We start from the raw sequence: 22,844 nt of genomic DNA on the forward strand, positions 1-22,844 counted from the left end.
TCCTGATCCAAAACGCAGCCGCGTAAGCGGCCCCGCTCTACCCCGAGAGGGGTAGGGCACCCTTAACACGAAGCGAAACACTCAAACAAGGATTTGCCCAATGAGCAAAGTCGAAACATTCACCGCACCGGAAACCATCGAAACCATCTCGCTCTCCGATCTCTATCTGTCTGACCTGAACCCACGACAAGAGGTTGCTGAGGAAGGCATTGCTCTGCTGGCTGATAGTCTGGTCATGTGCGGCCTTATCCAGAACCTCAGTGGCCTACGCGATGCGGATGGTAAAGTCGCCATTGTAGCCGGTGGTCGCCGCCTGCGGGCTCTGAACATCGCCGTGACCGAGCGTGCTGATCTGGCGCAGGTCCCCGTAAAAATCACGGACAATCCGTTTGTGGCCGAGCAATGGGCCAATGCGGAAAACACCGCGCGTGAGGAACTGGACCCGGTGGACGAAGTCCGCGCCTATGACAAGATGGCGAAGAAATCCCTGTCTGTTGCCAAGATCAGCAATGCCTTTGGCGTGACCGAAGCCCATGTGCGCCGCCGCCTCGCACTGGCAGGTTTGCCCGCCGCCGTTCTGGACGCGCTCAAGGCGGGTGAGATCAGCCTGGGTCTGGCCAAAGCCATGACCGTCAGCACCGAGGATGAGAAAATTCTGGAGGTTCTGGAACAGGCCAAGGCGTGCCGGTGGTTCAGTGAGCATGATGTGAAACAGGCCCTGACATCTGAGGCTGTCTGCAGCACCAACCGCAAGGCCGTGTTTGTCGGCCAAGAGGCCTATGTTGAGGCGGGTGGCACCGTCACCGCTGATCTCTTTGCTGATGAAACCCTCTTCAATGAAGGCGCGCTACTGGATCGTCTGTTTGCCGAGAAACTGGCTACAGAAGCAGCAAAGCTGCGCGAAGCGCAAGGCTGGGACTGGGTGGACACCCACGACGAAAGCTACACTCCCTATGAGTTTTCGGGTAGTGAAGGCATGCACCGTTTGGACATGGTGAGCCGGGACTTCACCGAAGAGCAGGCCGAACGGTATGACGAACTTGCCGAACTCTATGAGGCTGAGGTTCTGGACGCGGATGGCGAAAAGGAGCTGGCCGCGCTCGAGGACTATGCCGCGCCGTTCTATTCCGACGCGCAGCGCAAGCTGTCCGGAGTGTTTATCTATGTCGGCAACAATGGCGAGATCAAATCATCCTCGGCCTATGTCGCGGCGGAACATGTGCAGGCCGCGATCGAGGCCAGTGTTCTGGCCCCTGTCAAAGAGCCAGAGATCGTCGAGACACCAAAACCGGCCTACTCACAAAAGTTCATCGACGACATGGTGGCGATCCGGCTGGCGGCGGTTCAAACGGCTTTGCTGGACAAGCCTGACTATGTGTTGAGCCTGTTTGCCTTCTCGACTACCCCGGCCTCCGGGCTGACCGGCAACCTGTTCGGGTTTGGCTATGGCGGCGCTGAGCGGAACACGCCTGAGATTGATGACCAGTTCATCCTCGACCCACGTCTTGGCGGGGAGCGGGACGAAGCGGCAGAGGCCGCCTATGACCAGTTCCAGGAGATCGCCGCGCAAGGCGGCGTGGAGGCGTTCAAAGCGTTTCGCGATCTGGGCAAGAAGACCCGCAACGGAGAGATCACAGGTTTTCTGGCCCGGCGGTTCCTGACCCAACGCCCGGAGTTCATGGCGGAGATCGAGGCTGAGATTGGTGCTGACATGCGCGCGATCTGGACCCCGTCGGCAGAGAACTGCTTCAAGCGCCTGAAAGGCTGGCAACTGGATGATCTCTACAAAGACGTGCTGGAGCTGAATGTCGACACGGACATGTTCAAAGCCTTCGCAAAATCCAAGAAAGGCGCGAAGAACGAGGCCATGCATAAGCTGTTCAATGATCTAGAACATCAGGCGGTGTTGGGTGTGACCGAGGCTCAGAAAACCCGGATCGATGCTTGGGTTCCTGAGTGCTTTTGAACCCAACGGGGCAGGGCGCATAGCGCCCTGCCCATCAATCTCTGGCAGTATCAGCCTCAATGATGAAAACTCAAAGTGGCATTGCGTGAACACCCCGTCGCGCATAGCTATCAGAGGCCGGACACCGGCTCATTTTCTAAAGCGATCACTTGATCAGAACGGATTTGGAAAGACCCATGGACACCCCTTCAAGCAAGCTCGAAAAAGCCGCCCGCCGCGTTTGGAAATCCGCGCAGATGTTTGTCGGGTTTCATACAGATCAGAAGGGCAAACCGCGCGAACAGCCAAAGCTTTGGCCACCGAAGAACGGGAGCGCGTCGATCCACAACGACCCCAGCGCACAGGAGGCGATTGTTGTGGTCAAAGCCGCTGATCCGGAAGCAACGCGGGACGTGCAGATCAAGCTGCATCCAAACCGTATCGTTGTGCGCCGCGACGCAGACATGTGGTGGCAGGGTGTGGCCGTGGATGCGCATTCCGTGACGGTCCGCATGGCCGACAACACGATCATTGAAATCCGCCATGACGGGTCGGTGAAACGTCGCTCGGCGGAAGATGAAACCCATGTTGAGGCCGATGGCAGCATCTTCAAGTTCACCGAGTTTGCCGAAGCGCATATGACGGGTGACGGGGTGGAAATGACCCGGCGCACCGAGGATCGGATTGCCACGATCACGGCCGATGGTGTTGTCGATCGCGCGCGCAAGCGTTAGCCTGCAATCAATACCTCGAGACTTTCCTTCGATTAAACTTGTGGCCCGCTTCGGTGGGCCTCTTTCTTGTGGGAAAGATCGTCGGCAGAGGCTTGCCGAGGCCGCCTCTATTCCCTCCACATGCCGTTCCAAACCCATGTTGACTGTTGTCGCCAACCTAGCCAATGTCGCGCGTTCGTATTGATGCGTCTGCCTCAGCGCAGATGTGTTGGGGCCGATGCAAATCCACAAGGAAACACAAGCAACATGACCGATGACTGGAACGACTATGCCGATGGTTGGGACGACAATGACGACGTCAGACGCTATGCGAGTCATGCTTTCACCACGCTGGACGAGCACCTGGATATTTGTGGGACGGATTGGCGATCAAAGCGCGTGCTCGACTTTGGATGTGGCACCGGATTGCTGGCGGAGAAAATTGCGCCGCATGTGGAGGAAGTTGTCGCGGTTGATACCTCGGAGAATATGATTGCCGTCCTGCAGGAAAAGCAACTGCACAATGTTAGAGCAGTTCATGGAGATATTCTGGCTGGAGATGTTCCGGAAGTAGGGAACGGGTTTCCAGGTTTCGATTTGATCTGCGCCTCTTCCGTTTGCGCTTTTCTTCCAGACTACAGTGGCGCCGTGGCAGTGCTGGCGGGTTTGCTCAACAAGAGTGGGCATTTCGTGCAGTGGGATTGGCAAGCGTCAGGCAATGACGGCTTTGGATTGACGCTTGATCAAATACAGGTCGCGCTGGAGGCGGCAAGGCTTGGTTCAATTCGGGTCGAACGGGTATTCGAGTTCAAATCTGATGAGCAGGTCATGCCTGTTCTGATTGGAGCGGGGGTTCGAAATACGGAATGATCTTGTGTTTGGGTGCGTGAACAACCATTGCGTCCAATTAGCCGACCTTTGGTATGGCTCGGGCAGCAAAGTTCAACTTAGAGATTTAGCGCCGGTTTTTTGGTCAGACTCCGCCATTCTAAATTGAGTCCGGCTGATCACCTGCTCCGCACATGCGCGGACCAGGGCCGGACCGTCCGGTCTTTGGCCTCCGCCAATTGGAACGCGCGGCTTGCAACGCCGGTGATCCTCCATTCTTTGCCGCAAGATCATACAGGCCCAGAAAGGCCACCCGCGACCGGAACTGAACACTGCGCCTGTGATGGATCGAGGCGATGTTGCTGCCACAAATTGTATCGCTTTGTTCAGATGACCCGTGCGCAACGATCCCAGAAATTCTTGCCTATTCACTTGGCCCGACAGTTTCAACCTCGTTGCCGGCGATGATCCTCGGCTGCCGTGTTTCTGGAGAGATGAACATAGTCGGGCAGTCGGGGAAGACGCGCGGTGCCCGGAACGGTCGCCGCGCTTCAACAGGGAATTTCCCCTGCGCCTGTGGCGCATTCCGCGCGGACCAAATTCCCTGCTGACGCCCCCTTTTGTGCCCGCCTTTTCCATGTTCATCGAAACACGCCATAGCGAGGATCAAACAATGGCAACTCAAACTCTGAAACTGAACGTCAAGACCGGCGAAAAAGAAGGCAAGACTTTCTGGGATCGTTGCGGGGTTCTCTTCGTCAACACCGATGAGGCCGGTAACATCACCTCGATCCAGGTCAAGCACAGCATGTTCCCCGGCGTCGAGATGGTGGCCTTCCCGAAGCGCACCGATGACGATCCTGTCACCGAATGACACAAGGGCAGGGCGGCACAAGCCGCCCTTTCTTCTGCTCCGGCCAAAACCCGGACCACAGATGCGCCACGTGTGGCGTGCGGCCTAACGGCCGGGCAGGGACAGCCAGCTCGTTAAAAAGGGGCAATTCTGGACGAATGAACCGGACAATAGCCAAAGGGTAATCCAACGCGCGCACTGTCTGGCCTTTCCTTGGCTCATTCCGTTGTTGCCACATCTATTGGCCCAAGAGTTTTGGAATGTCCTCTCCGCTGGGGGGCTGAGGGTTATCCAGTCTGAGCAATTTCAACCTTGGGCGAAATTGGCCTGACCGAAGCAGGCTGTAAGCAGAGACACCAAATATCTCAGCGCCAGTCTGTGATTAACCCTCGGCCAGCGGTGCCGTGAACACCACCGCGATGTCGGACAATCTCTTGTCCATGGGTCTTATCCCTCAACACTTTTGCGGATCATGGCAGCAATCTCCGCGTCATTTTCGATCAAGACTTGTCTGAACAAGGTGCCAATGCTGATGCCTGATCGCAGGGTTTTCGGAACTGCGGCCAGAATTTCCTCTAAGGCGCTTTCCACTTCGCCGCCTTCAGGTGCCGAAACCTGAAACCTGATCGCGGCACGACGCGGCTCATCCGGCTGTCGGGCGCTTGGCTTTCGTTCTTTCCGTTCAGGTGCCTTGCCCACTTCGACAGGATTGGGCTTTGGTTCAGCTGCAGGCGCATCCTGCTTTTGCTTTTTGAGCTCCGTCACGGTCGGCGCGATGTCTGATGTCGATCCGGCAAGCAGGCTATCGATGTCCTTAGGCCGCGACATGCTGCACCTCGCTTTCTTTCAATGCGTTCAGAACAAAATCAGCATTGCTCAGCGCCTTTTGGCACCGATCCGCCGTGCGGCGGGCGTTCGACCTGGCTGACTGCGTATCCGCGTGTCCCATGGCTTCATGCGCAAAACCCATCAACCGGCCAATCGTTGTCCCCGCCCGAAGCGCGTCGTCCATCGCGGCGGAGCCGGCAATGCCACCAATGCAGGTGAACTGCTTTTCCAAAGCCTGTTTGCCCTTCCGGATACCGGCTGACTGCGCAACGGACTGCCGGGTGAACATGATGCGGAATTTCTCTTTCGGGTCTGCGGTGCTGCCGATTTGCTGCAAGGCCGCTTCGCAGGATCGGTATGTGACCAGGATTGGCTTGTATTCCGCCGATGATCCGTCAGACGGGCACAACACCATGTCGGCCACTGCCATCGCCATTGCGGCGGTTATGCTGGGCTCACCTTTGGTGTCGATCAGCAGGTAGTCAAAGCCCCCCGCCTTTTCTGCTTCAAGAATATGGGTATAAGCCAGTTTGGCATTTTCTGCGTCTTCCTTGGCAAACTGCCCGGCCTCGATCAGAAGTTCATCGGCTGGGATCGGGTCCAACCCGTTGTTCGGATTCAACCATTCCGAGAGTGTTCCTTGGGAATCCAGATCGAGGATACGGACACGTTTACCCTGATGGTGCAAAGCGGAAGCGAAGGCAACGAGCATGGAAGATTTCCCAGCTCCGCCTTTGGAGTTTACGGCTGCATAGATTTTCAATTTGGTCCCCGGGTCTGCGCCCGAAAGCCACGCCGCGCAGCGGCGTGCCACAACCGGGCTCGCGATTGCAATTTATCGCGCGACCCGTCACCCGCGCTGAAATCAAAGCTATTGCTTTTCTAAGCAATTTGCAACGCTTGCGGCCTGTGTGCCGTCAAGAAATGGGCGTTGCGCAGGTTGCAGATTGCAGGCTCTGCGCCGCGTATGCCGGCAGGCAAGCGGTGGCCCATGGGTGGCAATCTGCAACCTGCAACATCGGGTAGCCATTGATTGCCGCATGCGGTTTGCGGCTCGGGATCAGGTGGCTGACCAACGGCATTGGTACACCACAAATGAACGTGCCTCGTGCTACAGACCGTCTACATCCTACGCTTACTTTGCGGGATAATACATATTGTGCTATCGACAATCTGTTAGACTTGCAGTCGGCTACCAATTCAACTTACACTTGAAACACAATACGCGCGGTTTGACGGGGCCACGCACGATTTCTGATCGTGGAGCAAGCCCCGATGCCACCTGGCGTACCTAAATCAGTCACGACAACCATGCGCTTTGATGAGGACGAATTGGCGTTCCTCAAGCAACGCAGCAAGGCCATGCAGCTGCGCAGCGTGACCGGACTGGTGCGTGTCTGTATCCGCATAGCCTTTGGTATTCCGACGAAAGAAGAATTCCGAACGCTGCAGTTTAGGGAGCATCTGGTGCAGCTGGTGGGCATGGCGAACAACCTCAACCAGATAACCCGCGCCGCAAATGCCGGGAAGTTCCGGCTCAACAAGCGGACGGAAGAACAGATCGAGGCCATGAAAGTTGAGGTTCGGGAGTTGCGCCGGCTGATCGAAGATTACTCCGACGCCGCCCATGAGAGGTCTTTTACCCGTGCATTAGAGATCGAGCGGCTGGCTGAGAAACAGCGTGCGTCACGTGTGTCACCCAGGGCGAAGGCTAAGGTATGACCAGCCTGGCCTCCGCATATGATCCGGCCTGGGACGCGCTGTTTGGAGAGTTTCAACTTATCCCGAACCTGAAGCCGCGCCCTGGTCAAAACCCCGCGCGATCGCGGCGTCGATCACCTCAGCGGCAGAACCCGTCAGGTGGTGCTGCCGGAATGATTGCCAATGCACTTCTGACCAATCAGGCGGTGGTCAAGGTTGTCCGAGGTGGCGGCGTCACGGCGTCCGGCCGTCTGGGCGGCCAGCTGTCCTACATCACACGCAAGGGCACCGTCGAAATGGAGCGTGGCGATACCGGTGAGCTGTCGCATGGGACGGAGGGGCTGCGGAATGTGCAAGACGACTGGGCGAAGGATTGGGCTCGGATGGACGCGCGGGTCACGAACTACAGCTATCACGTCATCCTGTCTTACCCCAAGGACACAGATCGGGAGGCCGCCAAGCAGGCCGCGCGCAGTTTCGGCGCGCGTTTGGCGAATGGCGAATATGGCGACCGCTACAAATATGTGATGGCCCATCACGACGACACCGGTCACCCCCATACGCATCTGGTGATCAGCCGGGCAGGAGCGTCTGGCAAGACCCTTCAGCTGAGCCGGTACGGGATCAAAACGCAAGATCTGCGAGAGCTGCAGGTTGAGACCGCATGGGACGTTGGCATTGTCCTGACCGCCACCAGCCGGTTCAGCCGCAACCTGCGCCCGGAGCGCGAAAGCAGCGCGCGGGTTCATGCACGGCGCGACGGCCGGACTCTGCGCGAGCGGCCAACCCCAGAGCAGCGCAGTGGTTTTCCTTTCTTTGGAATCGGTCGACAGCAAGTCGCCGCGCCGGATCAACTGCAGGTCATGAGCGATCAACGTAATGCAGACTATGCCGCCCTTGGCGAAACACTCCGGTCGCATCACGCCGGTTTTGAGCAGGGCATTTTCACAACCCAATACCCAGGACGTGCCGAGACCCTGGGGGCCATAAGCCACGCTGTACTCGGCGCAGCATCAATCCTGGTGACGGACGGGGTTCTCAGATCAGAGGAAATCGACATGAATCAACAAGTCGCCAACCAGATGGACCCGACACACGCCCCGGCCATTGATGGGGAAATGAAGGCCATTGGAACCGATGTCCGTGAGTTTATCACGGGCATGGACGCAAAGGCCGAGGCCATGGAGGACGAAGACAAGCGCAGCCAGACTGAGGCCGCGATTTCGCGTGTTCTGCGGGACTATGAGCCGCTTATGGATGAAGAGACCAGGACGTTCTTTGGCAAGCGTCTGGAGCGGGACGATGAGGTCGAAGTTGGCCGCGACGACGTGGACCCGACACGCCAGCGCCGGGCTGCAGAACAAGACGCAGCAGATCCAACGCGCACTCTGCCCATCGGACTGAAGCGGGGAGGCTCAGATGGTCGGGAGCGCGCCGATGCAAACGATCCGCGTGGCGCGGCAACCAAGGCTGTACTCAAGGATGCGGATAGGCAAGTGGCCGAGCGGTTCGAAGCGATGGGCATCAATGGCGATCTGGTCTTGTCGCGTATCCGCAATGGCGCTGACGTGGACAAGCAGACGCGCGAGAACTGGTTCGAACGCGATGTTAGAACCTTGGCCAACGCGCATTCGCTCAGCGAGAACCAGGCGCGGATCGACATGAAGACCGCGTACAAAGACGCTTCTGAGATCTACCGCGATGCCCGTGGCGAGATCCGTGACATTAACCGCGCCTTTGCAGAGGGCAGGGGTGACGAGTTCCTGTACGAGAAGATCAAGACCGGCGTTCAGGACGAAATGCAGAGGATGAAAGGGCAGGGCTTTGACCGGGCTGCCATTGGAGGCCGTCTGCTTGAAATCGAGGATCGCGTACTAGAGCTTGTGACAGGTCGAACACCGGATCGTTTTGAGGGCGACACACGCCCAGGCCCGGAACAGCAAGGGCAGGCACCAAATGCAAAAGCCGTCAGCTCAGCCCCGTATCGCCCTGATCTGGACACAGGCGTGCGCGGGCAGATCGTCGAGGTTGGATCTGCGCTCTACAAAGAAGACGAGAAAGACAGCCTGTCGCCTTATGTCGATCTGAAAGTGGACGGCCGCGACACACCTTTCCGCGTCTGGGGTGTCGATCTGCCCGACCTGATGCAGCGTGAAAACCTCAATATTGGTGACACGGCCACGCTTGCTCATGACGGTTATAAGAGGGTGACCGTAAGCAAGGTTGATCCAAAGACCGGCGAAAAGAAGACCATCGAGGCAAACCGCCGCGCCTGGAAAGCAACCGACATCGAGCGCACACCACGCGACAACGATCGGTCACGGGAACAGCCCATGTTGCCCGATGCTACGACTGCAAAGGCAGGCGAGAAGGGCCAGCAAGTTGGTGCTGTTCGGCAGGAGGTCTCCGTTGAAACCGGTGTTACTGGTGTCATCATCGATGCCAAAGAGGCTCTGCTGCGCCCCGATGATCCAAACAGCAAGTCGTTCTATGTCGATATGAAGGTCGAAGGCAAAGACGAGCCGGAACGGATCTGGGGCACCGCCCTGCAGGACCAGATGGCACGGAACAATATCTCAGTCGGTGACACGGCCACGTTTGTCAAAGCGGGCAAAGAGGAAGTCACTCGGTCACGCCGGAACCCCGAGACTGACGAGCCGGAGCGCGTCAATGTCACTCGCACAGCCTGGGATGTGAAAAACCTTGATCGGCAGATTGACCGTGACCCGGCGGTGCAAGAGCAACGGCGTCGGGAACGTGAAGAACGCACCAAGGGCGACCGGAGCATGAGCCGATGAGTCGCCATCTGCAAAGTACATTGAATCGGGTGTTCGGAGAGCAATTGCTCTCCGAACCTCTCCTGTCTGAAATCGTCCTGAATCCGGACGGCAGAATCTGGATCGAACGCAGTGGCGAACCGGCCATGCGTCTGCTGGACCAGCCGATAGGTGAGGATGATGCCGAGGCGCTTGCACATGACCTTGCTGGGGGTAATCCCATTTCAGAAAAGACACCGCTGGCCGGGTCGCAATTCGAAATCGACGGGTCATTGTGGCGGGCGCAGGTTGCAGTCAAACCCGCCGTGGAAGATGGTGTTGCCTTTGCCTTGCGTCGAGCCGTGGCAAAGCAACTCTCACTCGATGATCTGATGCAGGGCTTGCCGGACCTGGACGCCAATATGGACGATCTGAAATCCGGCGTTGATCCCGCCGATGAGGCTGTGTTCGACGCCTACGAGAACAAGGGTTTTGGCGATTTCCTGCGCGCGGCCGTCAATGCCAAGTGGAACATCCTTTTGTCCGGGGGGACATCATCCGGCAAAACGACCTGGTTGCGCGCTTGTCTTGGCGAAGTCGACCACTCAGAGCGGATCATGACCATTGAGGACGTGCTGGAGATTCGGCCCAGCCAGCCCAATGCGGTGTCTCTGGTGGTGCACAAGCATGCGACTAGCCGCGATCTTTTGAAAGCCTGTCTGCGATTCCGGCCGGAACGGATCATCATGGGGGAGCTGCGCGGTGCCGAAGCCTATGATTTTCTGTCCGCCATCAATTCGGGCCATCCAGGCGGGATTTCCACGTTGCACGCGGCCTCACCAGAAGCCGCCCTGTCGCGTCTGGCACTGATGGTCCTGCAGGCGGATACCGGGCTGACCTATTCCGAAATCCTCGAATATTGCCGCTCGATGATTGACGTGATTGTGCAGTTTCGGAAAACCGGGGATCAGAGGCGGCCGGTTGCCGTCAGAGTGCTCAGGGAGAAAGCAGTATAGGTTTGTGAATGTCCGTTGCGGAAATGGCCGAAGCAGGTTTTTCGGTCGTGCAGACCGCTGGTAAGGCTTAGCCGATGTTCAAGCAACCTGCGGAGAATGGCCACAAAGAGCCCATACCTCATGAATGCTGCATTGTGCACAAATGTCCGCTATCAGTAGGAAACCCATTGATGACGCTTGTGTTCATCTTCGGGGTGTGTCGGCACGACACCTTGCGGCGAAGCACTGTATCGGCGATCGGGCCGGTTCGCCGCGCCCAAGAACGAAATTGTGAGCGGACTACGAGCTACATTGTTCGGTCGGCATTCAATCGACAGAGGCGCGCGTCAATGGCCAAAAGTCTCTGCTACAGTTCTATCTGCAGTTTTCAGACCTCCCATCTGCGCCAACAAACTGACGATCGCATCAACGCCCGTACGGTGGCGCAGTGCAGAGAACACGAAAGGCCGGCCTTTCCGCATGCGTGTCGCGTCGCGATCCATGACGTCAAGCGATGCGCCAACATGCGGGGCAAGGTCGGTTTTGTTGATGATCAGAATATCCGACTTCGTGATCGCCGGGCCGCCCTTGCGGGGGATTTCCTCGCCCGCTGCGACATCAATCACATAAAGTGTCAGGTCCGCCAGTTCAGGGCTGAACGTCGCCGAAAGGTTATCGCCTCCGCTTTCTATCAGCACGACATCCAGATCGGGGTGGCGGGCTTGCATTTCAGCCACGGCGGCCAGGTTGATCGATGCGTCCTCGCGTATCGCAGTATGCGGGCAGCCGCCTGTTTCTACGCCGATGATCCGATCCTGCGGCAGGATTTGCATCCGCATCAAGGCTTCGGCGTCCTCTTGCGTATAGATGTCGTTGGTGATCACCCCGACCGAGACCTGGTCGCGCAGGGCCTCGGCCAGCGCGGCAGTCAGAGTGGTTTTGCCGGCGCCCACAGGGCCACCGATGCCCACACGCAGGGGGCCATTCATGCTGGTCATGTTCTGAACATCCTTGAATATTGAGTTTCGTGCTTCATCGAGGCGATGTCGGTCAGGAAAGCGGTCGATCCAAGATCATCAAGACCTGCATTGGCCGCGTGTGCCGCAACCCGCTGGCAGACAGGTGTAAGGACGCGGATCAGGCGTTGGGCGTCGGTCTGACCCAAGGGGAAAAGCCGCGTTGCGCAAGCGACCAGATTGGCCATGAACGCCTGCAAGAACATCTGCACAGTCAGCGAAAGGGGCAGGGACTGTGCCCGCGCGGCGCCCCCAACGGCCACCGGATAGGTCAGCGCCTTCAGGTCGATGTTCCAGACATCAGCCGTGACACCGCAGAACGCCTGGCCCAGCAAAGATGTTTCCATATGCCGTTCGGCCGAGGCGCTGAGGGCCCGCGCCGTTTGACCGATGTCTGACAGGGTTTCGGGTGTGTCGGCCTTGTAGGCTGCCGCCAACAGAACACAGTCATTGTAGCCCGAGCCGTGCTCAATCACGTCACGGATCCATTCTTTGGCGGTTTCAGCACATGTGACCGCACCGCTGTCGATGGCCCATTCCAAGCCGTGCGAATAGGCGAACCCGCCCACCGGATAAGCCGGTGACAACCATTGCGTCAGGGTCAGGATATCGGCGTCAGTGGGCGTGGCCATGAGTCCTGCCGTGGCCATAGGCGCCACCCTCGGGGGTAAATGGTTCGACAGTGTCACGGACGTCCGCCCCAAGTTTCACCAGCATGTCGCGAATGACATGATCATGCTGGATCAAAAGGCGGCTGGTTTCGATCTGACAGGGGGTGTGACGGTTGCCGATATGCCAGGCCAACCGCAGCAGGTTGTCGCCGCTGACCTCCAACAGCTCTTCCGGCGCGGCGATGATTTCAATTTCGCGCCCATCCTCCAATACCAGAACGCCGCCGTGATCCAGCGATTTGGTGTTTGGCAGATCGACCAGAAAGGCTTCTCCGGCATCTGTGGCCAACATCTTGCGGCGCAGGAACCGTCCATCATAGTCCAGCGAGACCTGACCATAGGTCGGCCCATGCGCATGATCGTGATAGATACGGGCGGTTTTGATCGCGGTGGTCATTTGGGCCTCCTGTTAATCTCAGAACATGAAATAACGCTGTGTCATCGGCAGAATTTCCGCCGGTTGGCAGGTCAGTAATTCTCCATCGGCGCGCACCTCATAAGTTTCGGGGTCGACCTCGACCTGTGGGGTCGCGTTGTTCAGCAGCAAATCCTGCTTGCCGATATCGCGGGTGTTGCGCACCGCGGCGGTCTGTTTCGCCAAACCCAGCGTATCACCAATCCCTGCGGCCTGCGCCGCGCCCGAAACAAAGGTGATTGCCGAGTGTTCGACTGAGCGCCCATAGGCCCCGAACATCGGCCGACTATAGACCGGCTGCGGTGTAGGGATCGAGGCATTGGGATCGCCCATCTGCGCGCAGGCTATGGTGCCGCCCAGCAGAACCATCTCGGGCTTGACCCCGAAGAACGCGGGGTTCCACAGCACCAGATCGGCTCGTTTGCCTTCTTCGATACTGCCGATCTGATGGCTCAGCCCGTGGGCGATTGCCGGGTTGATGGTGTATTTGGCGATATAGCGGCGCACGCGCATATTGTCGTTCTCGCCGGTTTCCTCGGGCAGACGGCCGCGTTGTTTCTTCATCTTGTCGGCGGTCTGCCATGTGCGGATCAGCACTTCACCCACGCGACCCATGGCCTGACTGTCGGACGCGATGATGCTGAACGCGCCCATGTCGTGCAGGATATCCTCGGCTGCGATCGTCTCGCGCCGGATACGGCTTTCGGCAAAAGCCACATCCTCGGGGATGGATTTGTCGAGGTGATGGCAGACCATCAGCATGTCCAGATGCTCTTCGACCGTGTTCACGGTGAAGGGGCGCGTCGGGTTGGTGGATGAGGGCAGAACGTGGTTCTCGCCACAAATCTTGATGATGTCCGGGGCGTGGCCGCCGCCTGCGCCCTCGGTGTGAAACGCATGAATGGTCCGGCCCTTCATGGCCCCCACGGTGTTTTCCACGAAACCAGACTCGTTTAGCGTATCGGTGTGGATCATCACTTGTACGTCCATCGCATCGGCCACAGTCAGACAGCAGTCGATGGCGGCGGGGGTGGTGCCCCAATCCTCGTGCAGTTTCAGGGCGCAGGCGCCCGCGTTGACCTGTTCCTCCAACGCGGCGGGCAGCGAGGCGTTGCCTTTGCCCGCAAAGGCCAGGTTCATTGGAAAGGCATCGGCGGCCTGCAGCATCCGCCCGATATGCCAGGGGCCGGGCGTGCAGGTGGTGGCTAGAGTGCCTTGGGCCGGGCCAGTGCCGCCGCCCAGCATGGTGGTCAGGCCGGAATGTAGCGCATCCTCGATCTGCTGCGGGCAGATAAAGTGGATATGGCTGTCGAACCCGCCTGCGGTCAGGATACGCCCTTCGCCTGCGATGGCCTCGGTTCCGGGGCTGATGATGATGTCGACGCCAGGCTGCGTGTCGGGGTTTCCGGCCTTGCCGATCTTGGCAATGCGCCCGTCTTTCAGGCCCACATCCGCCTTGTAGATGCCCGAATGGTCCACGATCAGCGCATTGGTGATGACGGTATCCACGCCCCCTTCGGCCCGCGTGGCCTGAGACTGCCCCATCCCGTCACGGATCACCTTGCCGCCGCCGAACTTGACCTCTTCACCATAGAGCAATGCGTTGTTACCGGTTCCCCCGGTCGCGGCGGCCCCAGCGCGTTCGGCGGTCAGGTCGCGTTCCACCTCGATCACCAGATCGGTGTCGGCCAACCGCAGCTTGTCACCGGTGGTGGGGCCGAACATGGCGGCATAGTCAGAGCGTTTGATTGTTGCTGGCATCAGAGCGACCCCATGACCTTTTGGTTGAACCCGTAAACTTTGCGCGCGCCGCCGATCGGGATCAGCGAAACCTCGCGCGCCTGACCAGGCTCGAACCGCACGGCGGTGCCGGGGGCGATATCCAGGCGTAGCCCGTGCGCGGCGGCGCGGTCGAAATCGAGCGCAGGGTTGGTTTCGGCGAAATGATAATGCGAGCCGACCTGAACCGGGCGGTCGCCGGTATTGGCGACCATCAGGGTGATCGCCTCGGCATTCGCGTTCAGGGTGATCTCACCCTCGGCGGGGAACAGCTCTCCGGGGATCATTTGTTCAGCTTTGTGATCAGCGCAACGGCGGCCAGTGCGACAACCGCCAAGCCAACGCCCAAGGTCGCGTAGTCAGAGCCATGCGCATGAATATGCGTGCCGTTATGGGCCGCGGCCGGGCCAGCAAGGATCAGTGCAGGGAAGAGCATACGGGTCATATCAGAGTTCCTTTGTCAGCGAATAGGATTGTGGACGGTCACCAGCTTGGTGCCGTCGGGAAAGGTGGCTTCGACCTGAACCTCGTGGATCATCTCGGGCACGCCCTCCATACATTGCGCGCGGGTGATCACCTCGGCTCCGGCCTGCATCATGTCGGCCACGGATCGGCCATCGCGCGCGCCTTCGACCACGGCGTCGGTGATCAGGGCGATTGCCTCGGGATGGTTCAGCTTGACGCCACGGGCCAGCCGCTTGCGGGCGACCTCTGCGGCCATTGCGACCAGCAATTTGTCTTTTTCTCGGGGCGTCAGGTTCATGTCAGAGCATCCAGCATCGGGGAAGAGTGTCGTTGTTCAGCCGCCGCAGGATCGGCAGCAGCGCGCGGCGCAGGGTAAAGCTGTTCTCGGCCAGCACCCGGATCACCAGCAGATCGTCTTGGATCAGCGAGGCTCCGGCGGTGTCGGGCAGCATGTCGCGGATCAGGTCCAACTGGCCCTCGGCGGTGGGTGAGACAAAGGCCAGCAGCGCCATCGCCCCCGCACCGCCTGCGATATGCGGTTTGGCCAGATGGGCGTGCAGATCACCGTTGAACTGCATCGCGTCCAGAAACAGCGGTGTGCCATCACGTAAGATTTCGATCCGGTCGCGCAGGCGGATATCGGTCAGGGTCTCGCCCATCGCCATACGGCCAAAGATCAGCGGTTCAACCATCAGCGCGGTTGCATCCGGGGCGAGGTCGATTTGTAGCCGACGCTCCAGCGCGCTGCCGTCAAACAAAATAGTCTCCTGCGGCAGCCAGTTCAGCCGCGCACCCTGAGCGACGCTCAGGTGGTTCAAAATCTGCCCGTGCGGACCGGGTTTAGCCTTATAACCCCTTTCACATGCCTGAGTGGTCAGGGTCAGGGTCGTGCCTGCGCCTGCATGTGCGTGGCAGCGAAAGCTATCCCCGCCAGTGACACCGCCCGCCGTATTCAGCAGCACGGCGTCCAGCGCCGCGCCTTCGGGACGCGGAAACAGACACTTCATTGAGCCTGATTGGCGAAACTCATTCAGTACCGACCTGTTGCCCAGCTTTTTGGTCGTTAGCTGCACCACGCCTCGCGCGCGCGGAGGTGGAGGTATCGCGATCCGGTCTGCTCGTATCGGGGCAAGATGTGTGATGGGGCACCTGCAGATCAAAAAGTTCCGCAGTTTGTTTCCCTGTTGGGTCGTCGGAACTCTATTGATCCCGGTTGAATTCGGTTTGATTTCCGACCTGTTTGGCTATTTTTCAGGCGGCAAGCCGCAAGACTGACTGAAAAATAGGCAAAACGGGTCAATTTCCAGAAATGCCGGGTCAGAAATTTGCCAAGTTTGCTGCGATGCAGAAACCGTATGGATGCCCACCACGGGGAAAACGCCCCAGGGTGTGTGACGGCTGCGCGAATTGGACCTCGGACACAACCGCCACACGGAACGCAACAACAGTTGCGGGGATCAGGTAGAAGAGAAATGCGCCTGTGCGCAAGCCCTCTGTCCCGGCCCCGCCCAGGAGGATTACATGACATCTCTCAAATCCACGCTCGCCGGATCGGTTGTCTTTGCTGCTATGGCCACTGCTGCACTGGCAGAAGAAGACACGATCAAGGTCGGCGTGCTGCATTCGCTGTCAGGCACCATGGCGATTTCGGAAACCACGCTGAAGGACACGATGCTGATGCTGATCGACCAGCAAAACGCCAAGGGCGGTCTGCTGGGCAAACAGCTTGAGGCGGTTGTGGTCGACCCCGCATCCGACTGGCCGCTGTTCGCAGAAAAAGCCCGTGAGCTGCTGACCGTGCACGAGGTGGATGTGATCTTTGGCAACTGGACCTCGGTCAGCCGCAAATCGGTTCTGCCGGTGATCGAAGAACTGAATGGCCTGCTGTTCTATCCGGTTCAGTACGAGGGCGAAGAGTCGTCGAAAAACGTCTTCTACACCGGTGCCGCGCCGAACCAGCAGGCGATCCCTGCGACTGACTATTTCCTGGACGAGTTGGGTGTCGAGAAATTTGCGCTGTTGGGCACTGACTATGTGTACCCGCGGACCACGAACAACATTCTGGAAAGTTACCTGAAGGGTAAGGGCATCGCGGATGACGATATCTTCGTCAATTACACCCCGTTTGGGCACTCTGACTGGTCCAAGATCGTGGCCGATGTGGTCGCACTGGGCGCGGATGGCAAGAAGGTCGGCGTGATCTCGACTATCAATGGTGACGCCAACATTGGTTTCTATAAGGAACTGGCCGCTGCGGGCGTCTCGGCCGATGACATCCCGGTCGTGGCCTTCTCGGTCGGCGAAGAAGAGCTGTCGGGTCTGGATACCACCAACCTCGTGGGCCATCTGGCAGCGTGGAACTACTTCCAGTCGGCGGACACTGATGCGAACGCTGAATTCGTCGAAACGTGGAAAGCCACCATGGGCGAAGACCGCGTGACCAATGACCCGATGGAGGCGCATTACATCGGCTTCAATATGTGGGTGAACGCCGCGACCGAGGCCGGTTCGACCGAAGTCGACGCCGTGCGCGCCGCGATGTACGGGCAGGAATTCCCGAACCTGACCGGCGGCACCGCGGTTATGCTGCCGAACCACCATTTGGCCAAGCCGGTTCTGATCGGTGAGATTCAAGAAGACGGCCAGTTCGATATCATCAGCGAAACCGACGTTGTGCCGGGCGATGCCTGGACCGACTTCCTGCCGGAATCAGCGGTTCTGGTATCGGATTGGAAAGAACTGGGCTGCGGTATGTACAACACCGAGACCAAGACCTGCGTTCAGACCCTGTCGAATTACTAAACGACACGCAAGGTGGGCGATCACGCCCGCCTTGCCCCAAGACATCTCGGGTTTCACCACATGTTACGACTATACCTTGCGGGCCTCGCAATCCTGTGCGCCTGCCTGACCGCCAACGCGCAAGAGGGTGGTCTGCAACCGATCCTGCAAGAGCATCAGGAGATCATCGCCAAAAGCTCGCGCAAGACGATCGGGCCTGCGATTGAAGCGATTGCCTCCAGCGGGTTGCCGCAAGCGCAGGTGATGTTAGAGACATGGGCCGCCAAGGACATGTGGATGCGCAAGTCGGATGGTCTGTTTTTTGCCGGTAAAAAGGCCGAGGGGCGGTCTTATGAGCTGACCGATTTCGACACCGGCGCGGTTATCGGCACGTTTGAGAAATCCGACCTGAAACAACTGAAACCCAACAGCGGCATCCGTGCGATGATCGGAACGGCGCTTGTGCAGTTCCAACTGACTGACCCGGACCGCGCTCGGCGATTGGCCGCTTTGAAATCTATCCAGCGCGATCCCGAGAGGGCTTTGCTGGAGCCCTTGCGTGCGTCGATAGATGATGAACCTGACGCTGATCTGAAGGCCCAGAAACAGCGGCTCGAACGGTTGCTGACGATTGGATATGACGAGGATACCGCAGCACGCGTGGCCGCGATTGAAGACATGTCCGGCGATCTGGGCGTCGATGTCCGCGCTGCACTGAACCCTCTGGTCGTGACCAAACGACAGGCCGCTGCCGAACTGCCCTCGGATGTGAATATTGCCACCCTGCTTCAGCCCGGCTCGGACGCGCTGTCGCGGGACGAGGCCTATGACCTGTTGATTGCCAGCAATCTGGCCGAACCGCGCGTGTCACCGGATGATATCCGCGCGGCACTGGCAGCCAATATCGATGGGGGCCGCGCGGGTGGCGTTCCGGTTGCGCAGTTGAACACCGATACAGCCCGCGCGCAGGCCTATGCGGCCTTGGCCGAAGCCGGGGTCGTTCCTGTCTTGGTCACGCAGGCCGACATAGACGCGGCGCTGGCTGAACATGTGTTCTTTGATACCTACACGGAACCCTCGCCGGAAGTGACTACCGCCGCCGCGCAGGCGCTGGAACAGATCGAGTTAAAGGTCGGCCTGAACCAGACGCTCGACCTGACACTGGACGCAATTTCTCTGGCGTCGATCTATTTCCTTGCCGCTATCGGTCTGGCGATCACCTTCGGCGTGATGGGCGTCATCAACATGGCCCATGGAGAGTTCATCATGATGGGCGCCTATACCGGCTACGTGGTGCAGCAGTTCATCCCCGACCACACGCTGTCGATTATCGTCGCCATCCCGATGGCCTTTGCCGTCACCTTCGCCATGGGCGTCGCGATGGAGCGGCTGGTGATCCGCTGGCTGTATTCACGCCCGTTGGAAACGCTGCTGGCGACTTTCGGCATCTCAATTGCGCTGCAACAATTGGCCAAGAACATCTTTGGCACGCAGGCCCGGCCACTGACCGCTCCGGGCTGGCTGGACGGGGCATGGGTGCTGAACGATGTGGTCTCGATCAGTTACATCCGCATCGCGATCTTCGTGCTGGCGATGATCTTTTTGGGGCTGTTTCTCTACATCATGAAGCGCACCCGGCTGGGGCTCGAGATGCGCGCGGTGACACAGAATCCGCGCATGGCGGGGTCGATGGGCATCAATCCGGGGCGGGTGAATATGCTGACCTTCGGGCTGGGCTCGGGCATCGCCGGGATTGCGGGCGTCGCGATTGGCCTGTTTGCCAAAGTGACGTCCGATCTGGGCAGCGACTATATCGTTCAAAGCTTCATGACTGTGGTTGTCGGCGGTGTCGGTAACATCTGGGGCGCGCTGGCGGGGGCTGGCATGATCGGCTTTCTGCAAAAGGGGATCGAGTGGATGAACCCGTCGAATACCCTCGCCGCGCAAACCTACATGATCATCTTCATCATTATTTTCATCCAGTTCCGGCCAAGGGGCATCATCGCCCTCAAAGGCCGCGCGGCGGGGGATTGAGCCATGGAACGCAGCTTTGTCGCCAAGAACCCCTCGGTACTGGTCTTTCTGACCATCCTGTCCCTGTTCACCTTGGGCGTCACTGTCCTGTCCGAAGGGTTCGGGATCGGCGTGATCTCGACCAGTTTCGTCAAGACGCTCGGCAAGACCCTGTGCCTGTGCCTGATCGCCGTGGCGATGGATCTGGTCTGGGGTTTCACCGGCATCCTCTCTCTGGGCCATTTCGCCTTTTTCGGGCTCGGAGGCTACATGATCGGTATGTGGCTGATGTACGAACGCACGCGCCTGATCGTGGTCGAGTCACTGTCCCAAGCCGATATCCCGCCAACGCCATCCGAGGTGGTAGACGCCATCGGCACGCAAATCTTCGGCGTCGTCGGATCGTCCGAGTTCCCGCTGATCTGGGCCTTTTCGGACAGCCTGTTCCTGCAATTGGTACTGGTCATGCTTGTGCCGGGCCTTCTGGCGCTGATCTTCGGCTGGCTCGCCTTCCGCAGCCGGGTCACGGGCGTGTACCTGTCGATCCTGACCCAAGCCATGACATTGGCACTGGCGCTGTACCTGTTCCAGAACGACAGTGGCTTGCGCGGCAACAATGGCCTGTCGGGTTTGCAGAACCTGCCGGGTGTTACCGCATCGCAGGACGTGGTCTCGATCTGGTTCCTCTGGGCCTCGGCTTTGGCCTTGGGGCTGGGATATATGCTGGCGGCTTGGGTGGTCTCGGGCAAGTTCGGTTCGGTCATCCGCGGCATCCGCGATAACGAGGCGCGGGTGCGGTTTCTTGGATACTCGGTCGAGGTCTATAAGCTGGCCGTCTTTACCCTGACTGCCTGCATCGCGGCCATCGCGGGGGCGCTCTATTTTCCACAGGCGGGCATCATCAACCCCGAGGAGATGGCCCCCATCGCCTCGATCTATCTGGCCGTCTGGGTTGCCATCGGCGGGCGTGGACGTCTGTACGGGGCGGTCATCGGCGCAGCCTTCGTCAGCTTGCTCAGCACATGGTTCACCGGCGGACAGGCTCCAGATATCCCTCTGGGCTTTTACACGATCAAGTGGGTCGACTGGTGGCAGGTGCTGCTGGGCGTGTCCTTTGTGTTGGTCACACTGTTCGCCCCGCAAGGGATCGGAGGGCTGTTCGACCTCTGGACCAACCACCGCGCGCCACAGCGCCACGGCGCGGCCCTGGGGCCTGATGAAAGCGCATTGCGTGAAAAGGAGGCCACGGAATGAGCACTCTGTTAGAGGTCAGCGGCGTTTCGGTCACCTTCGACGGCTTCCGCGCCATCAACAACCTGTCCTTCCAGATCGGCAACGCGGAACTGCGCGCCGTGATCGGGCCAAACGGGGCGGGCAAAACGACCTTTATGGATATCGTCACCGGTAAGACCCGACCTGACGAAGGCCGCGTGATCTGGGGTGAGAAATCCGTGTCTCTGCTGCGCATGAGCGAGGCCAAGATCGCGCAGGCCGGCATCGGGCGGAAGTTCCAGAAACCCACCGTCTTCGAGGATCAGACCGTGCAGGAAAACCTGCTGATGGCGCTCAAGAACAAACGCGGTTGGCTGGGGGTACTGTTCTATCGCCCCTCCGAAGGCGATCTGAAGGAGGTCGAGGAGCTGGCCGCCGAAATAGGGTTGAAGGGCGAATTGACCCGCAAGTCCGGCGAACTCAGCCACGGACAGAAGCAATGGCTCGAGATCGGGATGTTGCTGGCGCAGGAACCGCGCTTGTTGCTGGTCGATGAGCCCGCCGCCGGGATGACGCCGCAGGAACGGGAACATACGACTGACTTGCTGGTGCAGGCGGCCAAGACCCGCGCCGTGGTGGTTGTGGAACACGATATGGAGTTCGTCCGCCGCCTGAACTGCAAGGTCACAGTGCTGCACGAGGGCTCGGTTCTGGCCGAGGGGTCTTTGGACCATGTGACATCAAATCAGGACGTCATCGACGTTTATCTGGGACGCTAGGCGATGCTGAAACTGACCGATCTGACCCTGCATTATGGGCATTCGCAAATCCTCAACGGTATCTCGCTGGAGGCCGCGCGAGGAGAGGTGACCTGCGTGATGGGCACCAATGGCGTGGGGAAAACAAGCCTGATCAAGGCGATCTCGGGCACGCATCCGCGTTCGGGCGGTGATCTGATACTGAATGGTGAGGCCGTGCCACCTCTGCCAGCCCATCGCATGGCGTGGAAAGGCGTGGTCTACGTGCCGCAGGGGCGTGAGATTTTCCCGCTGCTGACCGTGCGGGAAAATCTGGAAACAGGCTTTGCCTGCCTGCCAGCGAATGAACACTTCGTTCCCGATGAGATCTTCGATCTGTTCCCGGTACTGAAGAAAATGCAGAACCGGCGCGGGGGCGACCTATCGGGCGGTCAGCAACAGCAACTCGCCATCGCCCGGGCGCTTATCACCAAGCCTGAGCTTTTGCTATTGGACGAACCGACGGAAGGCATCCAGCCCAACATCATCCAGCAGATCGGCGAGGTAATTCGCCACCTCCGAACTAAAGGAGAGATGGCGATCATTCTGGTCGAGCAGTATTTCGATTTCGCCTATGATCTTGCCGACAAGTTCATCGTCCTGCGGCGCGGCGCCGTCCTGATGCAAGGCACGCGGGATGAATTGTCGCGCAAGCAGGTTATGCAGGGGGTAACAGTTTGAAATTCCAAGAGAACCAGATCGCTGAGCGGTAATATTGGGGGTGAGGCCTACTGGGCGCAATCTAGCATTCCCGCTATCCGGTGAGCGTGATCGCGCATTGCAGACGCAGCAGGTTCCCCAAAGGTCAAATCTCCATGCGGTTCCATTCGTGTGATTTTATGATCTCTCGGTTGCTGCAGCGTGCGCGCAGTAAGCGAACTGATCTACGCTCCAGATGGCCTGGAATCCAGATGCGGACAAATAGCCGAATTTGTTTGAACCCCAATCCAAACTCAAAAATCAGACACCGCCACTTGTGTCTTTTCCGCCTTATTCCAGTTCGATCAACAGGTCCTTGGCGTCAATCTGTCCGCTGGGCTGAACATGGACGGCCTTGACCACCGCGTCGCGTTCGG

The 22,844-nt window shown here is 59.0% G+C and carries 22 protein-coding genes; 12 read left to right on the forward strand and 10 right to left on the reverse strand.

Annotated features, from left to right (window positions below):
* Positions 1 to 100 precede the first annotated feature (100 nt).
* The 4 genes from ACR0FG_RS19760 (at position 101) to ACR0FG_RS19775 (ending at position 4,360) form a co-directional block, all read left to right on the forward strand.
* On the forward strand, positions 101 to 1,966 hold the full coding sequence (locus ACR0FG_RS19760) for a ParB/RepB/Spo0J family partition protein (RefSeq protein ID WP_480894969.1): 1,866 nt from the start codon (positions 101 to 103) through the stop codon (positions 1,964 to 1,966).
* Between the two features lie 176 nt (positions 1,967 to 2,142).
* Positions 2,143 to 2,679, forward strand: coding sequence for a hypothetical protein (locus ACR0FG_RS19765; protein WP_480894971.1), 537 nt, complete (start codon positions 2,143 to 2,145; stop codon positions 2,677 to 2,679).
* A gap of 246 nt (positions 2,680 to 2,925) precedes the next feature.
* Positions 2,926 to 3,528 carry a class I SAM-dependent DNA methyltransferase gene (locus tag ACR0FG_RS19770; RefSeq protein WP_480894973.1) on the forward strand — a complete coding sequence of 201 codons (603 nt, stop codon included), beginning with the start codon at positions 2,926 to 2,928 and terminating at the stop codon, positions 3,526 to 3,528.
* Positions 3,529 to 4,159: 631 nt separating this feature from the next.
* Complete coding sequence (locus ACR0FG_RS19775) at positions 4,160 to 4,360, forward strand: hypothetical protein (protein ID WP_480894974.1); 201 nt, start codon at positions 4,160 to 4,162, stop codon at positions 4,358 to 4,360.
* A 426-nt stretch (positions 4,361 to 4,786) separates the two neighbouring features.
* On the opposite strand, the gene ACR0FG_RS19780 is transcribed toward ACR0FG_RS19775, so the two are convergent.
* A complete protein-coding gene (locus ACR0FG_RS19780) occupies positions 4,787 to 5,167 on the reverse strand; it encodes a hypothetical protein (RefSeq protein ID WP_480631984.1) in 381 nt (126 codons plus the stop codon).
* Entirely contained in the window at positions 5,154 to 5,981 is an 828-nt protein-coding gene (locus ACR0FG_RS19785) for an AAA family ATPase (protein ID WP_480894976.1), read from the reverse strand. The genes ACR0FG_RS19780 and ACR0FG_RS19785 overlap by 14 nt, the downstream gene beginning before the upstream one ends.
* 497 nt (positions 5,982 to 6,478) lie before the next feature.
* Between ACR0FG_RS19785 and ACR0FG_RS19790 the strand changes: the two genes are divergently transcribed.
* The 3 genes from ACR0FG_RS19790 to ACR0FG_RS19800 are packed head-to-tail and all read left to right on the forward strand — an operon-like array spanning position 6,479 to position 10,640.
* Positions 6,479 to 6,889, forward strand: coding sequence for a MobC family plasmid mobilization relaxosome protein (locus ACR0FG_RS19790; protein ID WP_480631982.1), 411 nt, complete (start codon positions 6,479 to 6,481; stop codon positions 6,887 to 6,889).
* Complete coding sequence (locus ACR0FG_RS19795; RefSeq protein ID WP_480894978.1) at positions 6,886 to 9,666, forward strand: relaxase/mobilization nuclease domain-containing protein; 2,781 nt, start codon at positions 6,886 to 6,888, stop codon at positions 9,664 to 9,666. The genes ACR0FG_RS19790 and ACR0FG_RS19795 overlap by 4 nt, the downstream gene beginning before the upstream one ends.
* Entirely contained in the window at positions 9,663 to 10,640 is a 978-nt protein-coding gene (locus tag ACR0FG_RS19800; protein WP_480894980.1) for an ATPase, T2SS/T4P/T4SS family, read from the forward strand. The genes ACR0FG_RS19795 and ACR0FG_RS19800 overlap by 4 nt, the downstream gene beginning before the upstream one ends.
* Positions 10,641 to 10,966: 326 nt before the next feature.
* Here the strand turns inward: ACR0FG_RS19800 and ureG are convergent, their stop codons facing one another.
* The 8 genes from ureG to ACR0FG_RS19840 are packed head-to-tail and all read right to left on the reverse strand — an operon-like array spanning position 10,967 to position 15,972.
* Positions 10,967 to 11,617, reverse strand: a complete 651-nt coding sequence (gene ureG / locus ACR0FG_RS19805) for an urease accessory protein UreG (protein ID WP_480894981.1) — start codon at positions 11,615 to 11,617, stop codon at positions 10,967 to 10,969.
* A complete protein-coding gene (locus ACR0FG_RS19810) occupies positions 11,614 to 12,267 on the reverse strand; it encodes an urease accessory protein UreF (RefSeq protein ID WP_480894983.1) in 654 nt (217 codons plus the stop codon). Before ACR0FG_RS19810 ends, ureG begins: the two co-directional genes overlap by 4 nt.
* Positions 12,251 to 12,703, reverse strand: a complete 453-nt coding sequence (gene ureE, locus ACR0FG_RS19815; protein WP_480894984.1) for an urease accessory protein UreE — start codon at positions 12,701 to 12,703, stop codon at positions 12,251 to 12,253. Before ureE ends, ACR0FG_RS19810 begins: the two co-directional genes overlap by 17 nt.
* Before the next feature lie 18 nt (positions 12,704 to 12,721).
* The gene (gene ureC, locus ACR0FG_RS19820; RefSeq protein WP_480894986.1) at positions 12,722 to 14,482 is read right to left on the reverse strand and encodes an urease subunit alpha; all 1,761 of its coding nucleotides are present in this window, start codon (positions 14,480 to 14,482) and stop codon (positions 12,722 to 12,724) included.
* Positions 14,482 to 14,787 (reverse strand): urease subunit beta, encoded by a 306-nt coding sequence (locus ACR0FG_RS19825; RefSeq protein ID WP_170353405.1) that lies wholly within the window; start codon positions 14,785 to 14,787, stop codon positions 14,482 to 14,484. The genes ureC and ACR0FG_RS19825 overlap by 1 nt, the downstream gene beginning before the upstream one ends.
* Complete coding sequence (locus ACR0FG_RS19830; RefSeq protein WP_480797839.1) at positions 14,784 to 14,945, reverse strand: peptidase M23; 162 nt, start codon at positions 14,943 to 14,945, stop codon at positions 14,784 to 14,786. The genes ACR0FG_RS19825 and ACR0FG_RS19830 overlap by 4 nt, the downstream gene beginning before the upstream one ends.
* A gap of 15 nt (positions 14,946 to 14,960) precedes the next feature.
* On the reverse strand, positions 14,961 to 15,263 hold the full coding sequence (locus ACR0FG_RS19835) for an urease subunit gamma (protein ID WP_152460019.1): 303 nt from the start codon (positions 15,261 to 15,263) through the stop codon (positions 14,961 to 14,963).
* Between the two features lies 1 nt (position 15,264).
* On the reverse strand, positions 15,265 to 15,972 hold the full coding sequence (locus ACR0FG_RS19840) for an urease accessory protein UreD (protein ID WP_480894988.1): 708 nt from the start codon (positions 15,970 to 15,972) through the stop codon (positions 15,265 to 15,267).
* 514 nt (positions 15,973 to 16,486) lie between these two features.
* Between ACR0FG_RS19840 and urtA the strand changes: the two genes are divergently transcribed.
* The 5 genes from urtA to urtE are packed head-to-tail and all read left to right on the forward strand — an operon-like array spanning position 16,487 to position 22,449.
* Positions 16,487 to 17,767 carry an urea ABC transporter substrate-binding protein gene (gene urtA, locus ACR0FG_RS19845; RefSeq protein ID WP_480894990.1) on the forward strand — a complete coding sequence of 427 codons (1,281 nt, stop codon included), beginning with the start codon at positions 16,487 to 16,489 and terminating at the stop codon, positions 17,765 to 17,767.
* Positions 17,768 to 17,827: 60 nt separating this feature from the next.
* Positions 17,828 to 19,780 carry an urea ABC transporter permease subunit UrtB gene (gene urtB / locus ACR0FG_RS19850; RefSeq protein ID WP_480894992.1) on the forward strand — a complete coding sequence of 651 codons (1,953 nt, stop codon included), beginning with the start codon at positions 17,828 to 17,830 and terminating at the stop codon, positions 19,778 to 19,780.
* 3 nt (positions 19,781 to 19,783) lie between these two features.
* On the forward strand, positions 19,784 to 21,013 hold the full coding sequence (gene urtC, locus ACR0FG_RS19855; RefSeq protein ID WP_480894994.1) for an urea ABC transporter permease subunit UrtC: 1,230 nt from the start codon (positions 19,784 to 19,786) through the stop codon (positions 21,011 to 21,013).
* Positions 21,010 to 21,750 carry an urea ABC transporter ATP-binding protein UrtD gene (urtD, locus tag ACR0FG_RS19860; RefSeq protein WP_480894995.1) on the forward strand — a complete coding sequence of 247 codons (741 nt, stop codon included), beginning with the start codon at positions 21,010 to 21,012 and terminating at the stop codon, positions 21,748 to 21,750. Before urtC ends, urtD begins: the two co-directional genes overlap by 4 nt.
* Positions 21,751 to 21,753: 3 nt before the next feature.
* Entirely contained in the window at positions 21,754 to 22,449 is a 696-nt protein-coding gene (gene urtE / locus ACR0FG_RS19865) for an urea ABC transporter ATP-binding subunit UrtE (protein WP_480894997.1), read from the forward strand.
* The last annotated feature ends 395 nt before the right edge of the window (positions 22,450 to 22,844 follow it).

The sequence above is a fragment of the Ruegeria sp. E1 genome, from assembly GCF_056534225.1.